The sequence below is a fragment of the Streptomyces sp. NPDC005151 genome (assembly GCF_053599875.1).
On record NZ_JBSFYR010000051.1, the window covers coordinates 1 to 21,046 of the forward strand.

Below are 21,046 nucleotides of genomic sequence, written 5' to 3' on the forward strand. Positions count from 1 at the left end.
ACCGTCGCCATGACCGCTGCCGCAGTGGGCGCCGCGGTCATCGCCACTACCGGCATTACCTATGCCTCGGCCGCCGGATCCACCCAGGCTGCCCCGTCCGTCCAGCAGGCTGCCCCTGCTGTTCAGCAAGCCGCCCCTGACGCGGCTCCGCTGGGCGGTGACGGCGGGAACGGCGGTGGCGGCAAGGGGAACGAGGGAGGCGGCAAGGGGAACGAGGGAGGCGGCTACGGCGGCAACGAGCGTGGCGGCAACGAGCGTGGCCACAAAGAGCGCCGCCACCACCGGGAGGAGGGCCGGATCTTCATCAACGAGCGGTCGTACTCCGCCCGTGGGGAGGATGGCTGCATCACGGTGGTGAGCGGTCTGGGTGCCAAGAGCTTCAACGTCCGTAACGACAGCCGCCGGACCGTTGAGTTCTTCCAGGGGGCGACCTGCGACAACGGTTCCCCGGTTGCGACGGTCGGTCCCTGGAGCACCAGCAACGGTGTCTTCACCCGTAAGCACATCCGCGGCGGCGTGAAGGTCCGCAACGGTGTCGTGGGCAGCTTCCGGGTGGTCCGGGACCACTTCGACAGGTTCGACAAGGACGACAGGTTCGACGAGGGCGACCGGTACTGACGGAGCCGCTTGCGCCATAGGGAAACTCCGGCCCGTCGGAATCGGGCCGGAGTTTCCGGCATGCGCGGGCATTCCCCGGCAGACGCCCGGAACCCCTGCACCCGCTACGCCGCACCCGGCGTTCACCGAGGCGCCCCGCGTGTCGCCGTAGCCGGCACCCCGCGGGCTACAGCGCATCGAACACTTTGCGGTTCCGGTTCCGCCGGATCCACCTGCGCACCGGAGGGCGGCCAGGCCATCACGCCATATCTCGCGGGAATCGAACGCCTGCGTGCCGTCAGGCAGCATCACCGGGGGAGTGAGCCGCACATGGGAGCCGGCCGTCTGCCCGCACGACCGGCCGCAAGCCGCACGGCTGGACCGGCCCCTGCTGCGCCCGGCCCGATGGATCGTGCCATTCCTGCCCGGCCTTGCTTTGGTCGTCATGGTCCGGGCCATGGCGACCGGCTACTTTCGCAGGCACCGCTGGACCGACCCGCCGCGGCCGGCCGCGCCCGGCCGGCCGGTACCCGCCGTGCCCGGGTACCGGCGGCGGGTGCCACAGCCGGTCAGCGTGCGGGTGTGTCGCCGGTGAAGGCCGCGGAACGGCTCCGTACGAAGTCGTGGAGACTCAGCGGGGAGTGTCCGGTGATCAGCTCCACGTCGCCAGTGGCCCGGTCGTACCTGTTCTCGGCGTGGAGGCTCGCCATCGTGGAGAGGTGCTCGCGAATGTGCTCCGGCAGGCCCAGGGGGTTCAGCCTGGTGCGCACCCATTGCGCGTGGGGGACGTCGAGGTAGGTGATGTTCCTGCCCAGTGCGTCAGTGAGCTCGTGCGCGATGGCTGTCATGTCGCGGGAACGCTCTCCGGTCAGGTGGTAGGTGCGGCCCACGTGCGTGTCCGGCGTGGCAAGAACGGTGGCCGCGACCTCGGCCACGTCCTGGGTGGCGACCGGGGAGGTACGGCCCGATCCGAAGGGAAGCCGGATGGTGTTGTCCTGCGCGACATCGGCGGCCATGATCATCTGGAAGATCGGGTTCTCCATGAACACCGTGGGCCTGATGTGGGTCACCGGCAGGCCGGACCAGTTGAGGGTCTGTTCGGCGAGCCAGTGCTGACGCTGTTGCCGGGACTCGCTGGTGCTGGCCAGTGTCATCTGGGAGACCGTCATCTGGGACATGTTGACGAAGACCTCGAGATGACCGTGGTCCAGGGCGGCCGCTGCCGCGGTCACAGTCGCCTCCAGATAGTACGAGGAGACGCCCAGTCCGAAATACACCCGGCGACAGCCGTCGAGCGCCCGCACAACGTCGGCCGCACGGGTCAGATCGCCCACGGCGACATCCGCCCCCAGAGCACGGAGCTCGGCGGCGCGCCCGTCGTCGCGGTGCACGAGGGCACGAACCGGCAGACCGTCGCCGCGCAGGCGTTCCACCACCAGCCGGCCGACGCCGCCGGCGGCGCCTGTCACGAGGGTGAGGGCAGTTTTGGGAGAGGGGATCGAGGGTCGGTGCGCCATGGGCGTGATCCTTCCGGTTGGCAGTGCCCGGCTGTGGGACGCACTGCCGGGCACACCGGTATGGCGTAGAGGTACAACGAGTCACGGCAGAGGGGACAACGGGACCGTCCACGCGAAGAAGCCCTCCCCGTAGCCGCTCGCACAGGCGATCGCGGACGGTGCGGCCGCGGATGACCGCATCGTCGTACCCACCGTCACCGGCACCGCCCGGGCTGCGCGCCTGTCTCAGCGTCTCAGATTGGCTTGGGTCTCCTGGGTGATCCTGGTGTTGCGGGATCGCCTGGCTCTTCTCGGCGGTGAAGTCGAGATCTTCGATCCCGATCGCCGCGACCCCGACACGCCCCGCCCAGTTGATCAACCGGGTCAGGGCGTGGCGGATCTGTGCGTCGCGGTGACCGGCGGTTCCGGACAGGGCTGCCGGCGGACGCCGCCTTTGTGCCGACGCCGCTGGGCCCGCTGCCCGTCTGGCTCGGGGCTTCGGCAGCAGCGTTGGACGCCGGTGTACTGCCTGGGACATCGTGGTCGCGACCGGCCAGGACCTGCCCCTGGAGCAGGAGTTGGCCGAGGGCCTGTGGGGCGCGGCGGATCAGCTCGTCGACCGGCTCCGCGACTCCTTCGGCGTCTTCGCCCCGGCCCTGCAGCAGGCGCGGGGCGGCGACCGGGCAAACACGCTGCTGGCCTTCGTCGGACGCGACCCGCACTGGCGCCCGGAGACACGGGCCGCAGTACCCGTCCGTCCCAACTGCCTTCGCTGACGGGGACGGCGGGATACCGCACAGCGAGCGACCCCCGGGCAGGGAAAGCGCCGAAGGCCGCCTCACGCCTGAACATACGCGGCCGCCGGTATCAACGCCCAGGAGCCGTCTCCACTCCCACCGAGGAGCGTTGTTCCTGCCCGACCCGGCCCCCGGTTCTGCCGCTCGAGTGTCGTCTGCCACGAGAACAAAGCGGCTCTGCCGCCGTGGTGTCACAGCGGCGACGCCCGGCAACGACGCCCCTGCCGGTACGCGGTCGTATCGCGGCCGTGTGCGCTCGGGGAGTGCGAATCGCATCGAGGTGTGAAGGGTCGAGCGTCGCCCCAGGGCAAGGTCCTCGTGGCGCGATGAGCCCGGCGGACTCGTCCACCTTGCAGACTCGGACTCTGTCCGGACGGCACGGCGCGGGTGCACCGGGATCGGACCGGCGAGGCGGCCACGACCAGCGGCTTGAACACTGTTCCGCGGTGGCCCGCCGTGCGTGCACCTCGATCTCGGTGTTCATCGGGGGCCGGCGCCGCACATGAGCATCGTGGCGGCCGGTCCGACCTTCAGCTTTCGTCGTCCTCCGCCCGGCGCTCGCCCTCAGCCTGGGACGGCTGGGTGCGTGTGGTGGCCGGATGCCGCTGCTCAGCCGGATTCATGTCCTCTTCCAGCCTCTCGCCCTCGGCCTGCGACGGAGTCGGGTACTCGTCGGTCGGGCGCATGGTTGCCTCCACAGTCGGAACACATGCATACAAAATGAGCGTAACGCTACGATGCGCGGCCGCTGCGCATGCCGTTCGGTGCGGTCTGCGGATTGCGCGAGGACTCCGGCACCGGGAGGGCAGGCAAGAGTTCTTCCCGGACCGCGTGGAAAAGACCGGGCGCCGGCTCCACGGCAACCCGAGGCCGGTGCTGCAGCAGCCGGCGCTGCGACGGAGGCCGGACCGGTCCGTGTTCACGTCTCTTCTTGATCGGCGCAGGACAGGGACGTTACCGGCCGGTCCGGTGAGCCTGCGGGAAGATCCGTTGCGATCTGCGCGGCGGGCCGGGGCGGTCTACGGTGAGAAGTGATGCCTCTGAATCGGCTGGGTCTGGTTGTCCACCAAGGCCGGCCCGCCGCCGTCGCGGCGGCGCGGACCGCCCGTATGTGGTGTGCCTCGCGCGGCATTGCCTGCACCGACATCGACGTGTGGCGGGAGGGGGAATCGCGGCACGGCGGCCAGGAGGAGGCCGAGGCAGCGGGCCACCCCGGGCTGATCATCACGTTCGGCGGTGACGGCACGTTTCTGCGCGGGGCGCGGATCGCCGCCAAGGACGGGGCGGCGGTGCTGGGCGTGAACGTGGGCCGGCTCGGCTTCCTGACCGAGATCACCACCGACCAGGTGGAGGACGCTCTGGACGTTCTCCACCGGGATCAGGCGGTGATCGAGGAGCGGATGGTGCTCACGCTGCGCGCGTCGCGCCCGCTTCGCACGCCCGTCGGCCTGGACATGGTGCTGTGCTACGGGCGCGGTCCCGCGCTGCCCGCGCCGGCCGTGCGCCCCGCCGGGGTGCAGACGGCCGGCTGGGGTGTCGCCCTGGACGTCACCGCCGTCAATGACGTGGTCCTGGAAAAACTCGCCCGGGACCGGCAGGCGAGCGTGGCCGTGTACCTGGCCGGGCAACTGCTCGCCTCCTACTCGGCCGACGCGGTGATCGTGGCAACCCCGACCGGCTCGACCGCCTACAACTTTGCCGCGGGAGGGCCGGTTCTGGACCCCGCCGCCGACGCCATCGTCTTCACCCCGGTCGCTCCGCACATGGCCTTTGACCGCACCGTGATAGCCGCGGTCGACGAGGCGGTCGTGGTACACGTGCTGCCGCATTCCGGCCGGGTGGCCGTGAGCATCGACGGGCAGACGCGCGGAGTACTGGAACCGGGGGACTGGGTTGCCGCCTACCGCGCACCGTACCGGCTGCGCCTGGCTCGTCTGGCACCGCTGGCGTTCTACCACCGGCTGCGCGAGCGCTTCCAGCTGGCCGACGCCCCGGCGGCCGCCGTCGACCAGACCCCGCTCTTCCACCGGCCCGACACCCCGCCACCCGACGATCTGGCCCACCTGCGCCGGCCCACGCCGCCCGCCGCATGAACGCAGGGCCGGTGATTTTGCCGGCTCTGCGAGGCTGACGAACCCGCCGCCACAGTCACGGCGCGGCACACGGCGGTGGCAGCTGAAGCGGCAGAGCCAGGTACACATGCGTGGAGATTTAAGCTGTTATCAGGGTTATTTTCGGCTTCATGGCGGTGGCGCCGTGGTGGCAGGGAGGCCTGGCATGGCGTTCGAGAGTGCCGGATGCAGTGGATACGGGCAAGGGGCGGGCTCCCCGCGCTACCTGCCGATCGCCGACCACGGCCTGATCGGCGACCTTCGTACCGTCGCGCTCGTGGGCACCGACGGCACGATCGACTGGTACTGCTGCCCACGATTCGACGCACCCAGCGTGTTCGGCTCCATCCTGGACGCGGACCGGGGCGGATCGTTTCAGCTGGCCGCCGACGTGCCCGCGCGGACCCGCCAGTTCTACTTTCCCGACACCAATGTGCTGATCACACGGTTCTTCGCCACGGACGGGGTGGGCGAGATCCAGGACTTCATGCCCATCGGCGACGAATCGGGCGAGGCCCACCGGCACCGGCTGATCAGACGCCTGCTCTGCGTCCGGGGCTCGCTTCCGTTCACCGCGCGAGTGGCTCCCCGCTTCGGATACGGGACCGAGCCGCACAGCGCACGCATTGAGGGCGACAGGGCGCACTTCGAATCCAAGAGCCTGTCCCTGGCACTGACAGCCACCGTGCCGCTCGAATGCGACGGCACGGACGCCTGGTCACACTTCAAATTGCTCGAAGGCGAGTCCGCGGTCTTCGCCCTCGACCGGATCGGGGCAGAGGTCGCTGTGCGCGGGTGTGCCCGGCGCGAGGCGGAGGAGGAGTTCCAGGCCACGGTCCGCTTCTGGCGGCACTGGCTGGGCGCCTCGCGCTACCACGGACGGTGGCGGGAGATGGTGCACCGCTCCGCACTGACCCTGAAGCTGCTCGTCTACGCGCCGACCGGCGCGATCGTGGCTGCGCCGACGACGAGCCTGCCCGAAGAGATCGGATGCGAGCGTAACTGGGACTACCGGTACACGTGGGTCAGGGACGCCGCCTTCTGCATCTACGCCATGCTCAGGCTGGGCTTCACATCGGAGGCCGAAGCGTTCATGGGCTTTCTGTCCTCCTGCATCATGTGCGAGGACGATGCCACCGGACCGCTGCAGATCATGTACGGAATCGACGGACGCCGCGAGCTTCCCGAGCGCGAACTATCAAATTTCGAGGGGTACTTGGGGTCGTCCCCGGTGCGGGTGGGAAATGCCGCCGCGACCCAGCTCCAGCTGGACATCTACGGAGCGCTCATCGACTCCATCTACCTGTACGACAAGTGGGGGCAGCCCATCAGCAGCCACCGCTGGGACGAGGTCGGCACCGTGGTGGACTGGGTCTGCGACCACTGGGACCAGCCGGACGAAGGCGTCTGGGAGATCCGCGGGGGACGACGGGACTTCCTGTACTCGCGCCTGATGTGCTGGGTGGCGATCGAGCGGGCCATGCGCATGGCGACCCGGCGCGGCTTGCCTGCCGATCTTGTCCGGTGGGGGCAGAGCCGTGACGCGATCTACCGGCAGATCATGAGACGCGGCTGGTCGGCCGAAGCCGGCGCCTTCGTCCAACAACTGGACGGCGACGTCCTGGACGCCTCCGTGCTGATGATGCCCCTGGTCAAGTTCGTCTCCCCGGTCGACCCGAAGTGGCTCGCGACGCTGGACGCCATTGGCGCGAACCTGGTCGCCGACTCGCTCGTCTACCGCTACGACACGGGAGCCAGCCCGGACGGCCTCCCGGGTACGGAGGGCACTTTTTCGATCTGCTCCTTCTGGTACATCGAAGCCCTCACCCGGGCCGGCCGCCTGGAGGAGGCCCGCCTGGCCTTCGAGAAAATGCTCACCTACTCCAACCATCTCGGCCTGTACGCAGAGGAAATCGGACCGACGGGAGAACAACTCGGCAACTTCCCGCAGGCCTTCACCCACCTTTCCCTCATCAGCGCCGCCTTCAACCTCGACCGCGCCCTCGGCTGAGCTGAGCCGGCACCGGCCGCCGCCACGGGAACGAGCACCCGGCGGCGGCCGGTGCCGGGGTCTTGCCATGCCGGACAGCCCCTTTCGCACCCACGTGCGCGGAAGACTCGTGCGGGCGGGGCCGGTGGTGGCCGCCGGGGCGCTCCTGACGTGCTGCCGAGCGTGGAGTTGCGGCCACCACACGGACGGCCGGGCAGCGTATACAACCACTGATCCACAGGCCCATGCTCACACGCGCCTCCCGCTCGTTAGACCGACCGGCAATGGGGGGGTGGCTGAAGGAGCGGGGCTGGGGTGCGTGCATCGCAAGGCGGAGGATTGAGCCATGGTGATGGACGACAACGCCGCGAGGTGCGTGCCCCAGCCCCGTGACGCCGCCCCCCCAATCGCCGGTCGGTCTAATCTGCGCAGATGACCACCGAGATGACCTTGCTGCCGCGAGTGACGCGCCCGGCTCCTGACGCTGCTCACCCCCGCCCCCGGCGCCTCGCGCCCCGCCGAACTCCCGGTGTACGGCACGGCGCTGCTGGCCCTCGGCATGGCCGGCCTGGCCGACGGCGACACCTCGGCCATACGCCTGTTCGCCCTGTCCGAACGTCTTGGTGTGCTGCGGGAGTTCCAGCCGACGATGTCCGCGGCACGCGCCCGGGGGGCGGCCGAGGACGCCGACGCGGCGGCGTACGCCGACGCGGTGTCGCAGTACGCCGCCCTGGGCGGGACGAGCTGAGGGCTGCGGCGCTCGGCCTGATCAACGAGACGGGTCGCGGTTGAAGAACGACTTCGACCAGAGGTAGCCGAGGACCGTGATGGCGATGCCCCAGCCGAGGGCGAGCCAGCCGTTGCTGCCGATCTTGGGGAGCGATGGGCGGCCGGTCGTGGACGAGGCCTCGACTTGCAGCAGTTCATACGAAATCGTATAGTCCGAAATCATGAAGTCCGAACCCGTGCCATGTGAGTGGTCTGCCCTGCTGGCGCTCCAGCGGGCCACCCACGCCACCCTGCAGGTGCTCGCCGCAGAGCTCGTCGACCTGGACCTGACCGCCTCTGAGATCAATGCGCTGGCCAACCTTGCTGACGGCCGCGGGAGAACCGTGTCCGAACTGGGCGCGGCCGTGGGCACTCGCCCCACGACGCTGACCAGCGTGCTGGACCGATTGGAACGACGCGGCCACATCACCCGGGGCACCCGCCCGGGCGACCGCCGGGCGGTGCTCATCGAGCTCACCTCTTCCGGGCACCTGGCCGCCACTACGATCCGACAGGCCGTCACCGACCTGGAGCACCGCGCGCTCGGCAACCTGCCCGCCGACGCTGTCGCCGCCCTGCGCACTGCCCTGCAAGCCCTGACGGAGGTGTCCTCATGACCCTGCACCAGCCCCGGACGCAGGCCAACGATGCACCCACCTTCGAAGCGTTGATGGCCGAAGTGATGGCGACCGCCGAGCGGTTCGGCCACCGGGAACATGTCCACCTGACGTGGCTGGCCGTGCGACAGTGCGGCGTGCCCACGGCGGTCGTCCTGGTCAGCGACGGCATCCAGCACACCGCCCGATATGCAGGTGCGCCCCAGAAATACCACGCGACCGTCAGCCGCGCCTGGGTGGAACTGGTCGGGCACCACGCGGACGAGCGTGACGAAAGCGACTTCACCGCGTTCGCCGACCACCACCCCGCGCTGTTCGACAAACGACTGCTGACCCGCTTCTACCGCCCGGCAACGCTGGCCGGCCCGCATGCGAAGAACGGCTGGGTCGAGCCCGACCTCGCCCCGTTCCCTTGGCAGGACACCGCCCAGCAGGACCCGCGGCGGCCGTAACGGAGCAAGGGCCGCACGGGTTCAGCAGGTTGTGAAGACTGGCTGGGCCCGTGCGGCCTGTTCCCATCCTGCCCCCACCGGCGTCTTCCGCGCACATCTCGGCGAGCTGATCGAAGAACTGGCACCCAGGTGGGAGTCCCGCCGCGAATCGGCCCTGCGCGAGCAGCGCGGAGGAGACCGGCGGCGGACCGCAGGGGCAGGCCCGAAACACCGGCTGGCATTCGTCGACCGGCTGCTGGTCACACCGGTGCACCTGCGCCACCAACTGCCGCACGCCGCACCGGCCCAGCTGTCTGGGACTGACCGCACCACCGTCTCCGGCGCCATCCGCGAGATCCGCCCCATCCTCGCCGCCCGCGGCTTCGCCGTGCCCGACCGCCGGGGCCTGCGCATCCGCACCCTGGAAGACCTGTTCACCTGCGCCGGGGCCGAGGGCGTGGACCTGCGCATCGACGGCACGAGGTCCAGGTCCGCCGTCCCCGCGCGGGCTGACGCTCGGCGATCCGCCCCGCGCACCCGGTTGCACCTGGTGGTCAGTTGCCGGTGGTGAGCACCATGCGGAAACGGGCTGCGCCGCTGAGCATCCGCTGGAAGGCTTCGTCGACTTCCTCCAGCGGCACCGTCTCCACCATCGGCTTCACCCCGGTCCGCGCGCTGAACGTCAGCGTGTCCTGGACGTCCTGGGCGGTGCCGGCCGGGTGGCCGTGGACGGAGCGGCTTCCCCCGATCAGCTGCAGCGGGCTGATCTGCAGCGGCTCGGGGGTAACGCCGATGACGATCAGCTGCCCACGGTGACGCAGGCCGTCGACGGTGGCAGTCATCGCGTCGGAGTTGGCCGCCGTGGCGAGCACGACGCGGGCGCCCCCCAGCGCCTGGAGGGCTTCGGCGACGTTGACGGCGCTGCTGTCGATGTAGTGCCGGGCGCCGAGCTCCCGGGCCAGTGGCTCCTTCTCCTGGCCGCGGGCGATGGCGACGGTGTCGAAGCCGAACTGGTTGGCGTACTGGACTCCGAGGTGTCCCAGGCCGCCGACGCCGAGGATCGCCACGAGGTCACCGGGCCGGGCAGAGCTGTGCCGCAGAGCGTTGAAAGTGGTGACGCCGGCGCAGCCGAGCGGCGCGGCCAGGGCGGCCGGCAATCCGTCAGGAATGCGCGAGAGCGCGGTATCGGGGGCCACCATGGCGTCGGCGAAGCCGCCGGGGTAGGCCCAGCCGGGAACCTGAAGGTTCTGGCAGTCGATGAAGTCGCCTTCACGGCAGGGCAGGCAGTGGCCGCAGTTGCCACCGAACCAGCCGACCTCGACGCGGTCGCCGACCTGCCATCCGCTCACGCCTTCGCCGAGAGCATCGATCCGCCCGGCGACCTCGTGGCCGGTGACCAGCGGGAACTGCACGCCGGGAAAGTCGGCGTGGACGAAGCCCGCATCGCTGTGACAGATGCCCGCCGCCTCGACGGTGATCCGGACGTGGCCGGGGCCGGGCTGCGGCAGTTCCCGCTCGACGATTTCGAACTTCCCGCCCGCGGCGCTGACCTGGGCGACACGCATCGTGTTCATGGAACTCTCCGTGGTAGAGCAAGGGGAAGGGGGAGGCGTGAGACCGGTCGAATGCCGGTCGAAACCAAGGTTCGTACGACTGTTCCAGGGAACGGAATCCCCGACGGACATAACCGGTCAAGAGATCACTGTTCAGGATATTCCCGATCTCTTGAAGGACCCGGAAAGCCGGGCGCACGAAGAACTCCCGGAAAAGAATGTCTGTGTCGTTCCAGGTTCTGTCCGGCCGATCATGCGAGATCGACCCGCGCCGGCCGGCCCGCGACTTCGAGCTCACCAACCGGCTGCGCACCGAAGGCACCCGCAATCTGTACGAGGCAGCCGAATCGGCCGGTGTACGCAGGATCGTCGCCCAGGGCCGGCCTACGCCTACGACCCCAACGACGAAGGCCCCGCCAACGAGGACGCGCCGCTGTGGGTCCGGCCGCCCAAGCAGTTCGTGCCCGACCTCGGCGCGCTGCGCGAACTCGAAGAGCGCACGTCGGACGCGGGTGGTGCGGTGCTGCGCTTCGGTCACCTCTGCGGACCGGGGTCCAGCTATGCGAGCGACGGCTCCTTCGTCCACCAGGTGAAGGCGGCAAAGGTGCCGTTCGTACCGTACGACCGGTCCGGATCGGCGGATCGAGTTCCTGAAACGCCATCTGCCCCTCACCCGGACATGCGAGCACGCCAGTCTCGAACCCCGCACTCTGCGGGCAGGTGTTCGGCCACGCGATATGTGTCTGAATTGCCCGGCATTGCGGCTGTTACCGATGGGCGTGCTGCTGGACGGGTGGCTTGCGGGGTGGTGCGGCGGGGTGCGTGGGGGCTGGAAAAGGCTTGCCCCCGGTTGCGGAGCGGATGCGTGGATCCGGCAGTCGATGTCAGGGGCACGCCCGGGCGGGATGTGTGATCAATACAATCGCGAGTTACGGAAATGTCCGCATTAAGTAACACGAACCGGAGTCGCCGCCGGTGGCGGGGGAGGTGCTCCAGGCTTTGGGTTCTCGGCCTGAGGGGCCGGGATCCGCACCGCGCAGCATGGCCCTTGACCGGGTCCTGGGCGCCCTTACTTGAGGGGACATCAATGTCTGCTTCTCGTACCGTCCGCCGCATTGCCGCTACCGCTCTGGCGGCCGGCTCCGTCGTCGCCGCGGCGGCGATGCCGGCATCCGCCGACAGCGGCGACGGGCACGGCCACGGACACGGATACGGGCACGGCCGCCACCAGTCGTACTCCAGCGTTGTCCTCGGCGACATCCAGTACAACAGCCCCGGCCGTGACGACTGGTCGAACCGGTCCCTGAACCGGGAGTGGGTCGAGGTCACCAACACCGGCCGCCGCGCGGTCGACCTGGACGGATGGACGCTCTCGGACCGCGACGGCAAGCGCTACCGCTTCGACGACCTGCGCCTGCCCGGCCACGCCACGGTCCGCGTCCACACCGGGCACGGCTATGACACCCGTCGGGATGTCTACCAGGACAGCTGGGACTACGTCTGGGGCAACCACGCCGACAAGGCCACCCTGCGCGACGACGACGGCCGCACCGTGGACACCCAGTCCTGGGGCTACCGCCGCTGACCGGCCCCTGCCCCGCCACTGACCAAGGGCGCACCTTCTGACCCCGGCGTGCCGCCCTTCTGAGCCGGCGTGCCACCACCCACACAGGGCGGTGGCACGCCGCTCTCGTATGTCGGCGGCCGCCGGGTTCTCGCCGCTCAGCACGTGCTCTCAAACCCTGGAAATGCTGCGGGGCCCTGGTCTGAGGGCCCAGGCGTACGCATCCCGAGGGGCCGAAGGTGCGCACGCCAGGGCCCGACTGCCGCGACGAGCGGCACGTCACGGGTCCACGCCCGGGACCGGCAGCAGACGCCAAGTGGTCCTGGCCACCGCGGGCTCCCCGCCGGTGCCACGAGCATCGCCATCGGACGACGCGCCCTCGGGCACCCGATCCGGGATGGGGTATCCCCTGCTCGAACGGAGTTGAGAGCTTGGGGAAGGACAGTACCGCCCCCACACGACCGGAGTGATCGTGCGGGGCATCGGACCGTCCAGGCCGGACCAGGTGACCGGGGGCGTGAGGGAACCCGCCCACCCACAACGGACCGGCCCCCTGGAGGGCCGGCGCCGAGCGGGAAGCGAACGCGGGAACCCAGTGCATCCACAACCGTTCGGGAGGCACCCAGTACGCAACAGTGGGTCCAAGACTCACTCACGCACACTGGTTAGGAACGGTGCGCGTTCAGGATGAAGCCGTGTTGCCGCCGGCGGATCTATGCGAGTAGAACTCGTGATGACTAGCATGTGCATGCCGAGTGTGCTGTGCAAGAGGGTGCGATTGGTCTGTGAACAGCCGTGACATCAAAGGATGATGATGATCCGTCAGCTACTCGGCCGCGCGACGCCGTGTGCTGAACAGCGGACCAGGCGTGCTGTTGGGAGACGGCTCCGCCTCGCGGGGCGGCCCGGTCGCGGACCGGGCGAGCGGGACGCGGACTGCTCGGCCTGCGAGAGCGGGCGGAGCCAGGGCCGTCGAAGCAGTGCGCCGCCTGCGGCCCGACGTCGTACTCATGGACATCCGCATGCCGGACGCGGACGGTCTGGAAGCCGCCCGCCGCGTCCTCGCACAAGCTGACCCTGCGCGACCGGGCCCAGGCCGTCGTCCTCGCCTACGAGACAGGACTCGTCTCACCCGGCGAGTCCGCGCCGTCGTGGGGGAGGAACCCGGCCGGCGCCGCCCCTTCGGCTGGCAGCCGGAGCGCGGGACCGGCGGCGTCACGGGACGCGCCCGCCGACGAAGCCGCGGCCACCGACTGGTCGGCCGCGCTCATCGACTCGACGGCGGCGCGCCTGTCATGGTCGCTATGAGCGGCTGGACCCGCACGGAAAGTTCATTAATGACCTCATTGAGTGCTACTTCCGCAGAGTCCACTTATGAGTGGTGTGTGCGGAATCACGAACCTCGTCGCGCAGCTGTTACCTGGGACATAGCGATTTCACGGATGGTCTTTTTATCCTCGCGCCATGTCTCGCCATTCGTTCGCTCCGCTGGTCGTCACGTTCGCCCGGCGCCACTCTTCGCGCTACGCCCTGGCCGCGCTCGCGCTCGTCATGACCGGCTGGGCGGCGACGGGCGGCTTCGCCGACGCGGCCGGGGCTGACGGGGCGCGGACCGTCCCGCGGTCGGGCCCGACGGCGGGGACGGTGCCCGGCGTCGCCCGGCCGGCCGCGGTCCTCGCGCTGCCGTCCGCGTCCGCCACGGCGGCGCACTCGCCGTCGGTGTCCGTGGCGGCCCTGCGGACCGCCGGAACCGGTGTGGCTCCTGACCAGGCGCTGTCCCGGCGGCTCGCGCCGGTCGTGGCGGCCACCCCCGCCTCGCTCTCGGTGGCGGTGCTCGATCCGGCCGACGGGCGCGCGGCACGGTACGGCGTGCGGGCGGGGACGACGTACGACACGGCGAGCATCGTGAAGGTCGACATCCTGGCGGCCCTGCTGCTCAAGGCCCAGGACGAGCATCGCGGGCTCACGGCGCAGGAGAAGGCGTCCGCCGCGTCGATGATCCGGATCAGTGACAACGCGTCCGCCGACGCGCTGTGGCGCGTGATCGGCGAGGCGCCGGGCCTGAACGCCGCCAACCGCAGGCTCGGCCTGACCGGCACGACCGGCGGCGGCGACGGGCACTGGGGGCTCACCCAGACCACCGCGACCGATCAACTCGCCCTGCTGAGCGCCGTCTTCGGCACCGACTCCCCACTGGGCCAGGCGTCCCGGGCCTACCTGCGCGGCCTCATGGGCGGCATAGCGGCAGGCCAGGACTGGGGCGTTTCGGCGGCCGGCCCCGTCACCGGCCTGAAGAACGGCTGGCTGCAGCGGACCGCGACGGGCCGCTGGGACGTCAACAGCATCGGTCTCGTCCGGGTGGACGGACACGACCGCCTGGTGGCGGTGCTGTCGCGGGGCAGCGTCAGCATGGCGGACGGTGTCCAACTGGTGGAGAAGGCGGCCAAGGCGGCCGTCCAGGCCCTGGACGGGACGGCCTGACCCCGCAACCGCCACCAGGGCGGCGAGCCGGGCCATGCGCGCGCCCGCTACCGCCCACCACCGGAACTGGAGCAAAGTACGATGGCTTAACTCATGTGCTACGCGCGAAGAGTTCCATAAATATGCAATATGTCCGATCCATCTCTCGCTTCACACGCACGGAGCCACCCTCATGGACAACCTGTCCACCGCCGACACCGACGGCGCGATAGAGACGCGCGGTATCGAACCTGTCCCGGACCACGAGCGCCGGGGCAGAGTCCGCGAACTCTTCCCGACCTGGGTCGCGGCGAACATCAGCGTCCTGCTCCTCACCATGGGTGCGGCCCTGGTGGTGTTCAACCAGTTGAACTTCTGGCAGGTCTTGATCGTCGCGGCGGTCGCCGCGGTCGCCTCGTTCGGCATGGTCGGCTTGCTGTCGGTCTCCGGAAAGTGGGGCGGGGCGCCGGGCGCGACGCTCTCGCGGGCCACCTTCGGTGTGCGCGGCAACCTGTTCCCCGGCGCGATCCTCTGGATCGCTCGGTTCGGTTGGGAGACGATCAACGCCGTCACCGGTGCCTACGCCGTGCTGACCGTTCTTGACCTGCTCTTCGGCGTCAAGAGCAACACCGCGCTGATCGTCGTCACGCTCTTGGTCTTCGTTGCCTGTACGTTCCTGGTCTCCGGCATGGGCCGGAAGGCGCTGAATGTCTGCAACACCTGGTCGACGTACCTCTTCGGCGTCTTCAGCGTCCTGGTGCTGGGCTACCTGATCGCGACCATGCACTGGAGTGAGGTCTTCTCCAAGCCCGCGGGTACCACCGCGATGATGATCGCCGGCATCGGGACCATCGCCGCCGGTGGCATCAGCTGGGTCCCCACCGGCCCGGACTTCGCGCGCTACCTGCCGCACGCCGCCTCTGGCAGGAAGATCGTCGGCGTGACGGTTTCGGGCGCCGCTCTGGTGATGGTGCCGATGGTGCTGATGGGTGCGGTGATGGCGACGGCCTCGCCCGGTCTGGCGCAGGCCTCGGATCCGGTCGCCTTCCTCGGCGACCTGCTGCCGACCTGGCTGGCCGTGCCGTACCTGCTGACCGCGATCGTGGGCATGATGCTGATCAACAGCCTCTCGATGTACTCGGCCGGCTTCACCGCCCAGACCATGGGCGTCAAGCTGCCGCGTGCCATGGCCGTCAGCATCAACGCCGTAATCTCGCTGGTCGGCGGCCTGATGCTGATGCTGGTCGCCAAGAGCTTCCTGGGCTCCTTCATCACCTTCCTGATCCTGCTCGCCGTCTCCTTCTCGGCCTGGATCGGCGTCTATGCGGTGGACATGTTCCGGCGTCGGTCGCGTGCGGTGCGCTACGACGCCGCCGCGCTGATGGACACCGGCCGGAGCAGCCGGTACTGGTACGTGGGCGGATTCTGCTGGCAGGCGATGGTGTCCTGGGTGCTCGCGCTGCTGATCGGGCTCGCCTTCACCAAGTGCGACTGGTTCGCCGGCCCGTTCTCCAGCACTCCCATCGGCAAGTACGGGCTCGCCTGGGCGGCGACCATCGTGATCTCCGGCGTGATCATGGCCGTGCTCCCCGCGCCCCGGGAGAACACTTCCGCCACCACCGAGGAGACCGCCGCCCTCAAGGCCGAGCGGGTCACCGTCTGACGCGAACGCGCGGACACCTCGTCGCCGACCGCCCGGCCGCCGGTTCACCTGAGCCGGCGGCCGGGCAGTCAGCGTTTGCGGATATCGGGTGCCGCCCGCCTGTCGGACTGTGTCGCCCGATTCACATGTGGCGTATGAGGTCCTTCTTCCGGTCCTGCCGAGGGCGCGGTGGCGGAGCATGGCGGCGCCTTGCGGCAGGGGCAGGGGCGGATCCGCCGTTGGGCCCGCCCGGTGGTGAACCGGCCCGCGCCCAGCGACTCCAGGGCCTTCACGACGGTGTCGGCGACGTGCCGCGGCGAGGCCGTGACAAAGGCGGTGGGAACACCCTCGCCGCGCAGCGCCACGAGCAGTTCGACTGCGCCGGGGCGCGGCACGACGTCGGCACGCACCCGGGCCGCGAACTTCCGGTGGAGCTCAGCGGCGACCGCGCCGACCGGCGCGCCGGCGGCCCGGCCCAGCACCTTCGCCGTGTGCTCCACGGGGCGGCCCAGCACATCGGGCTGGTCGGCTTCGGTGAGCGCGTACCCCAGCCCGGCGGCCACCTCGTCGACGGCCGCCCACCACAGCTGCTCGGTGTCCACGAGGGTGCCGTCCATGTCGAAGAGCACGGCCTTCAGCAGGGGTGGCTGGACGGGGGTGGTGCGGGGGCGCGTCACGGAGGTCTCTTTCAGCGGGTCGACGTGGTACGGGTGCTGACGTACCGCAGGGCTGCAGGGCGGTACGACCGCAGACGTCCTGCGGACATTCGTATGCGGCGGGCGCCGGGGCTCAGCCGCGGCGCGCCGCGACCAGCACCGGCCGGTCCGGGAGGGCGACGGTCACGCCGGTGCCCGGGGCGAGTGCCGCTGCCTCATGCGTCTGCAGGTCGGCCTTGATCTCGGTGCCGTCGGCGAGGCGGACGGTGACGCGGGTGGCGGCGCCGAGGAAGGCGGTGGCGACGACCTGGGCGTCGCCGGTGTCGTCCGCGGTGAGCCGGACAGCCTCGGGTCGTACGAGGACGTCCACGTCGTTGCTCTCGCCCGGCCGGCCGTCCACGGGCAGCTGTCGTCCCAGGAACGCCACCGTGGTGCGCTCGGCGTCGAGGACGCCTGGGATCCGGCTCATGGTGCCGACGAACTCGGCGACGAACGCAGTGGCGGGCCGCGCGTACAGCTTGGCGGGGGCCTTCCTGCGCCGGCTCGCCGGCCGGGTCACCGCCGCAGGCCCCGAGGTCAGCGCCCGCCACGACGGCAACGGTGGCGCCGTGCGCCTGGTTCTGACCAACGACGGCCACAGCACCATCACGCTCACGGTCGAGGACGAGTACGGCCGGCACAAGCCGGCCACCTACCGGCTGCGCCCCGGCGCCCACGTAGTGCACGCGGCCGAGACCGAGCGCACCCATGGCTGGTACGACCTGACCGTGACCTCCGACCACGACGGCACCTTCGTGCGCCGCCTGGCCGCCCACGTGGAGAACGGCCACACGAGCACCAGCGACCCAGCCATCGGCGCCCGCTGACCCCGCTCGCCCGTTTTGGCCGCGGCCGGCGCCGTCACACCGGCTCGACGCAGCCGGCCCGGTCCCGGGCCTCGATCCGGGCCCACATCGCCCCGACCGCCTTCGCGGACTCCATCGTCATGGCGTGGCAGGCACAATGCCGCCCGGGCCCCGGTTCGGCAGGGCCTGCCCGCGTCGCCGAAGGAACACGGGCTGCCGCCCCTGACCCCGCATCAACGGCACCTGGTCTGAGCCATGTGCGGGCCCGGCACCGTTCACGCACGGAGCGTGGACCTCCGGACCACGACGGTGCACGGCACCATCACATTGCGCGGTGCCTTTCCGTCCAGGACATCGATCAGCATCGTCACGGATTCGGCGCCCAGGCGGCGCGCGTCCAGGCTCAGGGCGGTCAGCGGTACATCCCAGTCCTCGGTGCCGCAGGACTGGTCGCTCTCGCGCATCACGCTGACCATCAGGTCGTCGGGGATGCGCAGGCTCAGCCTCCGGGCCGCGATCACCAGGGCCTGGCCGTATGTCTCGTTGAGGCCATGGACCGCGTCCGGGCGGTCGGGGCCGGACAGAAGCCGTAGCGCCGCCTCCACCGGATCCTCGGAGGCAGCCGGTGTCTCGACGAGCGCCGGCCCGCCGGCCGCGGCGCACCACTCGCGGTAGAGGCGCTCGGAATCCTGGGTGTACGCGTCGGGTTCCGGGCCCGAGAGGAGACCGACCCGGGTGGCGCCGGAGTCCCGCAGGTGGCCGAGGACTTCGGCCATGCCATGCTCCAAGTCGCTCTCCACGGTGGGTACATCCTCGTATCCCGGATCGATGGGGCGGCCGTCGGTGACCACCGGCATGCGGCGGCGCGCGCAGTCCGCGAGCAGCGGGTCCTCCCGTACCGGGTCGACGATGATGAGGCCGTCCATGGGGACGCGGGCCCACAGCCCGGAGGCCGGATCGCTCGGGACGACGACGAGGGCGTAGTCCCGCTCGACGGCGGTCATGGTGGCGCCGGCGGAGAACGCCGCATAGTACGGGCGGTAGGTGCCGGCCCACGGGCGGTCCGACATATGGCCTACGGCCAGTCCGAGGATGCCGGTGCGTCCGGACACCAGTCCGCGGGCCACGGGGTCGGGGCGGTAGCCGAGCTCCTCGGCAGCGCGGCGGACGCGCTCGCGGGTGGCCGGGGCGATCTGGCCCTTGCCGTGCAGGGCGTGGGACACGGTGGTGATGGACAGGCCGGTGGCCTGCGCCACGTCGCGGATACCGATCCGCCGGCCGACCTCCCCGGCCCGTGTCGATTTCCGGCTGGTCATGCTTCGGTCGCCCCTCCGTGTCATCCACCGAGCTCCGACGCGCGGCGGCCTCAAGAGTGCCAGAGAACGGTCTGCCCGCACCCTCGAACCCCAAAACGTTTTTCTTTTGCTGACCTCGAGGTCTTGACGGACAAAAACGTTTTGGGCAATGTGGCGCCACCGCTTCCCGGCACCTCTCCTCTAGGAGCTCCATGCGCAGCGTCCGTACGTTTGCCTTGCCCGCACTCACCGCCGCGTTGCTCGCGGCCCTCACGTCCTGCAGCGGTTCCGCGGTCGGCGGCGATGACTCCACCACCCACACCACCGACGCCAAGGGGTCCCGCGCCTACGGCGCGTGCAAGGTGACCGGCGCCCGCGGCTCGATTCACCTCAAGACCGTCGAGAAGGGCACTCTCACCGTGGTCGGTGACCTTCCCAGCCCCGGCTGGTGGAACGGCGACACCGTGCGCCGGATCGACAGCGGATACGAGTACTGCATGGCCGCGAATCTCGCCTACCGGGCCGGCCTGTCCAAGCTCACCGTGCGCAATGTGTCCTTCGACGCGCTCGTCGCGGGCAGGACCCAGGACTTCGACATGGCGCTCGCGGAGATCTCCATCACCGCCGCCCGCCGCAAGGTGGTGGACTTCTCATCGCCGTACTTCTCCTCCGACATCGGCGTGCTGGTCGAGTCCGGGTCCAAGGTGACCAAGGGCAACATCGGGGGCCAGCGGCTCGGCGTGAAGCAGGGCACTACGGGCGCCGACTTCGTCCGCGACCGCCTCCACCCGAAGAGCCAGCCGAAGGTGTTCGCGGGCGACGTCGAGTTGCAGGCCGCGCTCCAGGCGGGCCAGATCGACGCCGCGCTCACCGATGTCGCCATCGTGCTCGGCAAGGCCCAGGAGTCCAAGGGCAAGCTCAAGGTGATCGGACAGTACGACACCGGCGAGTCGTACGGAGCGCTGTACCCCAAGGGCGGCAAGAACTCCGCCGCCCTCGACGGGGCCATCGACGCGATGAAGAAGGACGGCACGCTCGACAAGCTCTCCTCCACCTACCTGGCCGAGGCCTTCGGCGGGGACCCGGCGACGATCCCGGTATGGAGTGCCAAGTGACCGTGTCCTCCGACCTGTTGACTGTGCTGAAGACCGAGCGGACCGAGCCGCCGAAGGCCACGCCGCCCCGGCCGGCGCTGCCGCTCGCGGCCGCCGCGGTGGCGGCCGTCCTGGTCACCGTGACACTGACCGCCGCCACTGCCCAGTCCGTGAGCAAGGCCCTGCCCGGCTCCGGCCTGCCGGTCGCCGGCGGTGCGGTCGTCGTGGCCGTCGCCGTGCTCACCCTGCTGAGGCCCGCGCTGCGGGCGGTGCGCACGGGCCGCGCGGCCGCCGCGGCCTGGTCCGAGGACCGGCGGGCCGACGCCCGGCGGGCCGCGTCCGAGGGCCGCGAGGACGCCCGGACCGTACTGGGCTGGTGTCTGGCCGCGCTCGTCCTGCTCGGCGCGGTCTGGTTCCTGTTCGCCAATGACCGTGCCGTGCAGCGCACTTTCCTCGACGGCGAAGTGATCGGGATCAGCCTGCGGGAGATCACCTCCGCGTTCGGCACCAACCTCTTCATCGCCGTTGCCGCGCAGATCCTGATCCTCGTCTGGGGACTGGCGCTCGCTCTCGCCCGGATGGCGCCGGGGCGTACCGGTCGCCCGCTGCGACTGCTCGCCACGGCGTACATCGACGGCTTCCGCGCCGTACCGGCGATCATCGTCATCTATCTGATCGGCTTCGGACTGCCGCTCGCCGAGGTGCCGGTGCTCAGCTCGCTCAGCCCGGTGTGGTTCGCGATCCTCGCGCTCACCCTCACCTACGGCGCGTACGTCGCCGAAGTGTTCCGGGCCGGCATCGAGTCCATCGCGCCCGGCCAGAGCGCGGCGGCCCGTTCACTCGGCCTCTCGCACAGTGCCACGCTGCGCCATGTGGTGCTGCCGCAGGCCACCCGCCGCGTCGTACCGCCGCTGCTCAACGACTTCATCAGCCTGCAGAAGGACACCGCGCTGGTGAATGTCATCGGCACCATCGACGCCTTCAACCAGTCGAAGATCTTCGCGTCCAACCACTTCAACCTGTCCTCGGTGACCGTGGTCGCGGCGCTCTTCATCCTCATCACGATCCCGCAGGCCCGGTTGGTGGACCGGCTGGTGGCACGTGAGCAGCGCCGCGGCAAGGGAGCCTGA

At 70.2% G+C, this 21,046-nt stretch carries 19 protein-coding genes and 4 pseudogenes; 15 read left to right on the top strand and 8 right to left on the bottom strand.

Going from position 1 to position 21,046, the window contains the following annotated elements; all coding sequences use genetic code 11:
- Positions 1–618, top strand: a 618-nt coding sequence (locus ACWD6R_RS24710) for a hypothetical protein (protein WP_451820694.1), incomplete at its 5' end; no start/stop codon positions are given.
- 548 nt (positions 619–1,166) lie between these two features.
- Here ACWD6R_RS24710 and ACWD6R_RS24715 read toward each other — a convergent pair.
- Both ACWD6R_RS24715 and ACWD6R_RS24720 read right to left on the bottom strand, forming a co-directional pair.
- Positions 1,167–2,114, bottom strand: coding sequence for an NAD(P)H-binding protein (locus tag ACWD6R_RS24715; RefSeq protein ID WP_451820695.1), 948 nt, complete (start codon positions 2,112–2,114; stop codon positions 1,167–1,169).
- A 280-nt stretch (positions 2,115–2,394) separates the two neighbouring features.
- Positions 2,395–2,526: pseudogene (locus tag ACWD6R_RS24720) on the bottom strand (transposase); the annotation flags it as partial.
- 106 nt (positions 2,527–2,632) lie between these two features.
- On the opposite strand from ACWD6R_RS24720, the gene ACWD6R_RS24725 reads away from it, so the two are divergent.
- The gene (locus ACWD6R_RS24725; protein WP_451820696.1) at positions 2,633–2,869 is read left to right on the top strand and encodes a hypothetical protein; all 237 of its coding nucleotides are present in this window, start codon (positions 2,633–2,635) and stop codon (positions 2,867–2,869) included.
- Between the two features lie 551 nt (positions 2,870–3,420).
- Here the strand turns inward: ACWD6R_RS24725 and ACWD6R_RS24730 are convergent.
- Positions 3,421–3,576, bottom strand: a complete 156-nt coding sequence (locus ACWD6R_RS24730; protein ID WP_167747313.1) for a hypothetical protein — start codon at positions 3,574–3,576, stop codon at positions 3,421–3,423.
- A gap of 348 nt (positions 3,577–3,924) precedes the next feature.
- Here ACWD6R_RS24730 and ACWD6R_RS24735 point away from each other — a divergent pair, with 348 nt between their 5' ends.
- The 3 genes from ACWD6R_RS24735 to ACWD6R_RS24745 all read left to right on the top strand — a co-directional run bounded on the left by ACWD6R_RS24735 (position 3,925) and on the right by ACWD6R_RS24745 (position 7,739).
- Entirely contained in the window at positions 3,925–4,983 is a 1,059-nt protein-coding gene (locus tag ACWD6R_RS24735) for an NAD(+)/NADH kinase (RefSeq protein ID WP_451820697.1), read from the top strand.
- Positions 4,984–5,167: 184 nt separating this feature from the next.
- Positions 5,168–7,012 carry a glycoside hydrolase family 15 protein gene (locus ACWD6R_RS24740; RefSeq protein WP_451820698.1) on the top strand — a complete coding sequence of 615 codons (1,845 nt, stop codon included), beginning with the start codon at positions 5,168–5,170 and terminating at the stop codon, positions 7,010–7,012.
- Positions 7,013–7,520: 508 nt separating this feature from the next.
- Positions 7,521–7,739, top strand: coding sequence for a hypothetical protein (locus ACWD6R_RS24745; protein ID WP_451820699.1), 219 nt, complete (start codon positions 7,521–7,523; stop codon positions 7,737–7,739).
- A gap of 21 nt (positions 7,740–7,760) precedes the next feature.
- Here ACWD6R_RS24745 and ACWD6R_RS24750 read toward each other — a convergent pair whose 3' ends face one another.
- On the bottom strand, positions 7,761–7,943 hold the full coding sequence (locus tag ACWD6R_RS24750) for a hypothetical protein (protein ID WP_451820700.1): 183 nt from the start codon (positions 7,941–7,943) through the stop codon (positions 7,761–7,763).
- Between ACWD6R_RS24750 and ACWD6R_RS24755 the strand changes: the two genes are divergently transcribed.
- The 3 genes from ACWD6R_RS24755 to ACWD6R_RS24765 are packed head-to-tail and all read left to right on the top strand — an operon-like array spanning position 7,942 to position 9,378.
- Entirely contained in the window at positions 7,942–8,376 is a 435-nt protein-coding gene (locus ACWD6R_RS24755; RefSeq protein WP_451820701.1) for a MarR family winged helix-turn-helix transcriptional regulator, read from the top strand. The two genes, ACWD6R_RS24750 and ACWD6R_RS24755, sit on opposite strands and share 2 nt — an antisense overlap.
- Positions 8,373–8,828: a hypothetical protein gene (locus ACWD6R_RS24760; protein WP_451820702.1), complete on the top strand. Its 456-nt coding sequence runs from the start codon at positions 8,373–8,375 to the stop codon at positions 8,826–8,828. Before ACWD6R_RS24755 ends, ACWD6R_RS24760 begins: the two co-directional genes overlap by 4 nt.
- A 31-nt stretch (positions 8,829–8,859) precedes the next feature.
- On the top strand, positions 8,860–9,378 hold the full coding sequence (locus ACWD6R_RS24765) for a hypothetical protein (protein ID WP_451820703.1): 519 nt from the start codon (positions 8,860–8,862) through the stop codon (positions 9,376–9,378).
- Here the strand turns inward: ACWD6R_RS24765 and ACWD6R_RS24770 are convergent.
- Positions 9,362–10,381, bottom strand: coding sequence for an alcohol dehydrogenase (locus ACWD6R_RS24770; RefSeq protein WP_451820704.1), 1,020 nt, complete (start codon positions 10,379–10,381; stop codon positions 9,362–9,364). The two genes, ACWD6R_RS24765 and ACWD6R_RS24770, sit on opposite strands and share 17 nt — an antisense overlap.
- A gap of 1,066 nt (positions 10,382–11,447) precedes the next feature.
- Here ACWD6R_RS24770 and ACWD6R_RS24775 point away from each other — a divergent pair.
- From ACWD6R_RS24775 to ACWD6R_RS24790, 4 genes and pseudogenes are all read left to right on the top strand, one after another.
- Positions 11,448–11,945: a lamin tail domain-containing protein gene (locus ACWD6R_RS24775; protein WP_451820705.1), complete on the top strand. Its 498-nt coding sequence runs from the start codon at positions 11,448–11,450 to the stop codon at positions 11,943–11,945.
- A gap of 854 nt (positions 11,946–12,799) precedes the next feature.
- Positions 12,800–13,015, top strand: a pseudogene (locus ACWD6R_RS24780) (response regulator); the annotation flags it as partial.
- Positions 13,016–13,388: 373 nt separating this feature from the next.
- Positions 13,389–14,405, top strand: coding sequence for a serine hydrolase (locus ACWD6R_RS24785; protein ID WP_451820706.1), 1,017 nt, complete (start codon positions 13,389–13,391; stop codon positions 14,403–14,405).
- 172 nt (positions 14,406–14,577) lie between these two features.
- Positions 14,578–16,047, top strand: a complete 1,470-nt coding sequence (locus tag ACWD6R_RS24790) for a purine-cytosine permease family protein (RefSeq protein WP_451820707.1) — start codon at positions 14,578–14,580, stop codon at positions 16,045–16,047.
- A gap of 170 nt (positions 16,048–16,217) precedes the next feature.
- Here the strand turns inward: ACWD6R_RS24790 and ACWD6R_RS24795 are convergent.
- Together ACWD6R_RS24795 and ACWD6R_RS24800 are read right to left on the bottom strand one after the other, a co-directional pair.
- Positions 16,218–16,718 (bottom strand): annotated as a pseudogene (locus tag ACWD6R_RS24795) (HAD family hydrolase); the annotation flags it as partial.
- Between the two features lie 97 nt (positions 16,719–16,815).
- Positions 16,816–17,211 (bottom strand): annotated as a pseudogene (locus ACWD6R_RS24800) (TOBE domain-containing protein); the annotation flags it as partial.
- On the opposite strand from ACWD6R_RS24800, the gene ACWD6R_RS24805 reads away from it, so the two are divergent.
- On the top strand, positions 17,150–17,548 hold the full coding sequence (locus ACWD6R_RS24805; protein ID WP_451820708.1) for a phospholipase domain-containing protein: 399 nt from the start codon (positions 17,150–17,152) through the stop codon (positions 17,546–17,548). The pseudogene ACWD6R_RS24800 and the gene ACWD6R_RS24805 overlap by 62 nt on opposite strands.
- Positions 17,549–17,802: 254 nt before the next feature.
- On the opposite strand, the gene ACWD6R_RS24810 is transcribed toward ACWD6R_RS24805, so the two are convergent.
- Positions 17,803–18,843, bottom strand: coding sequence for a LacI family DNA-binding transcriptional regulator (locus ACWD6R_RS24810; protein ID WP_451820709.1), 1,041 nt, complete (start codon positions 18,841–18,843; stop codon positions 17,803–17,805).
- Between the two features lie 191 nt (positions 18,844–19,034).
- Here ACWD6R_RS24810 and ACWD6R_RS24815 point away from each other — a divergent pair, with 191 nt between their 5' ends.
- Positions 19,035–19,937 carry an ABC transporter substrate-binding protein gene (locus ACWD6R_RS24815; protein WP_451820710.1) on the top strand — a complete coding sequence of 301 codons (903 nt, stop codon included), beginning with the start codon at positions 19,035–19,037 and terminating at the stop codon, positions 19,935–19,937.
- Positions 19,934–21,046: an amino acid ABC transporter permease gene (locus ACWD6R_RS24820; RefSeq protein WP_451820711.1), complete on the top strand. Its 1,113-nt coding sequence runs from the start codon at positions 19,934–19,936 to the stop codon at positions 21,044–21,046. Before ACWD6R_RS24815 ends, ACWD6R_RS24820 begins: the two co-directional genes overlap by 4 nt.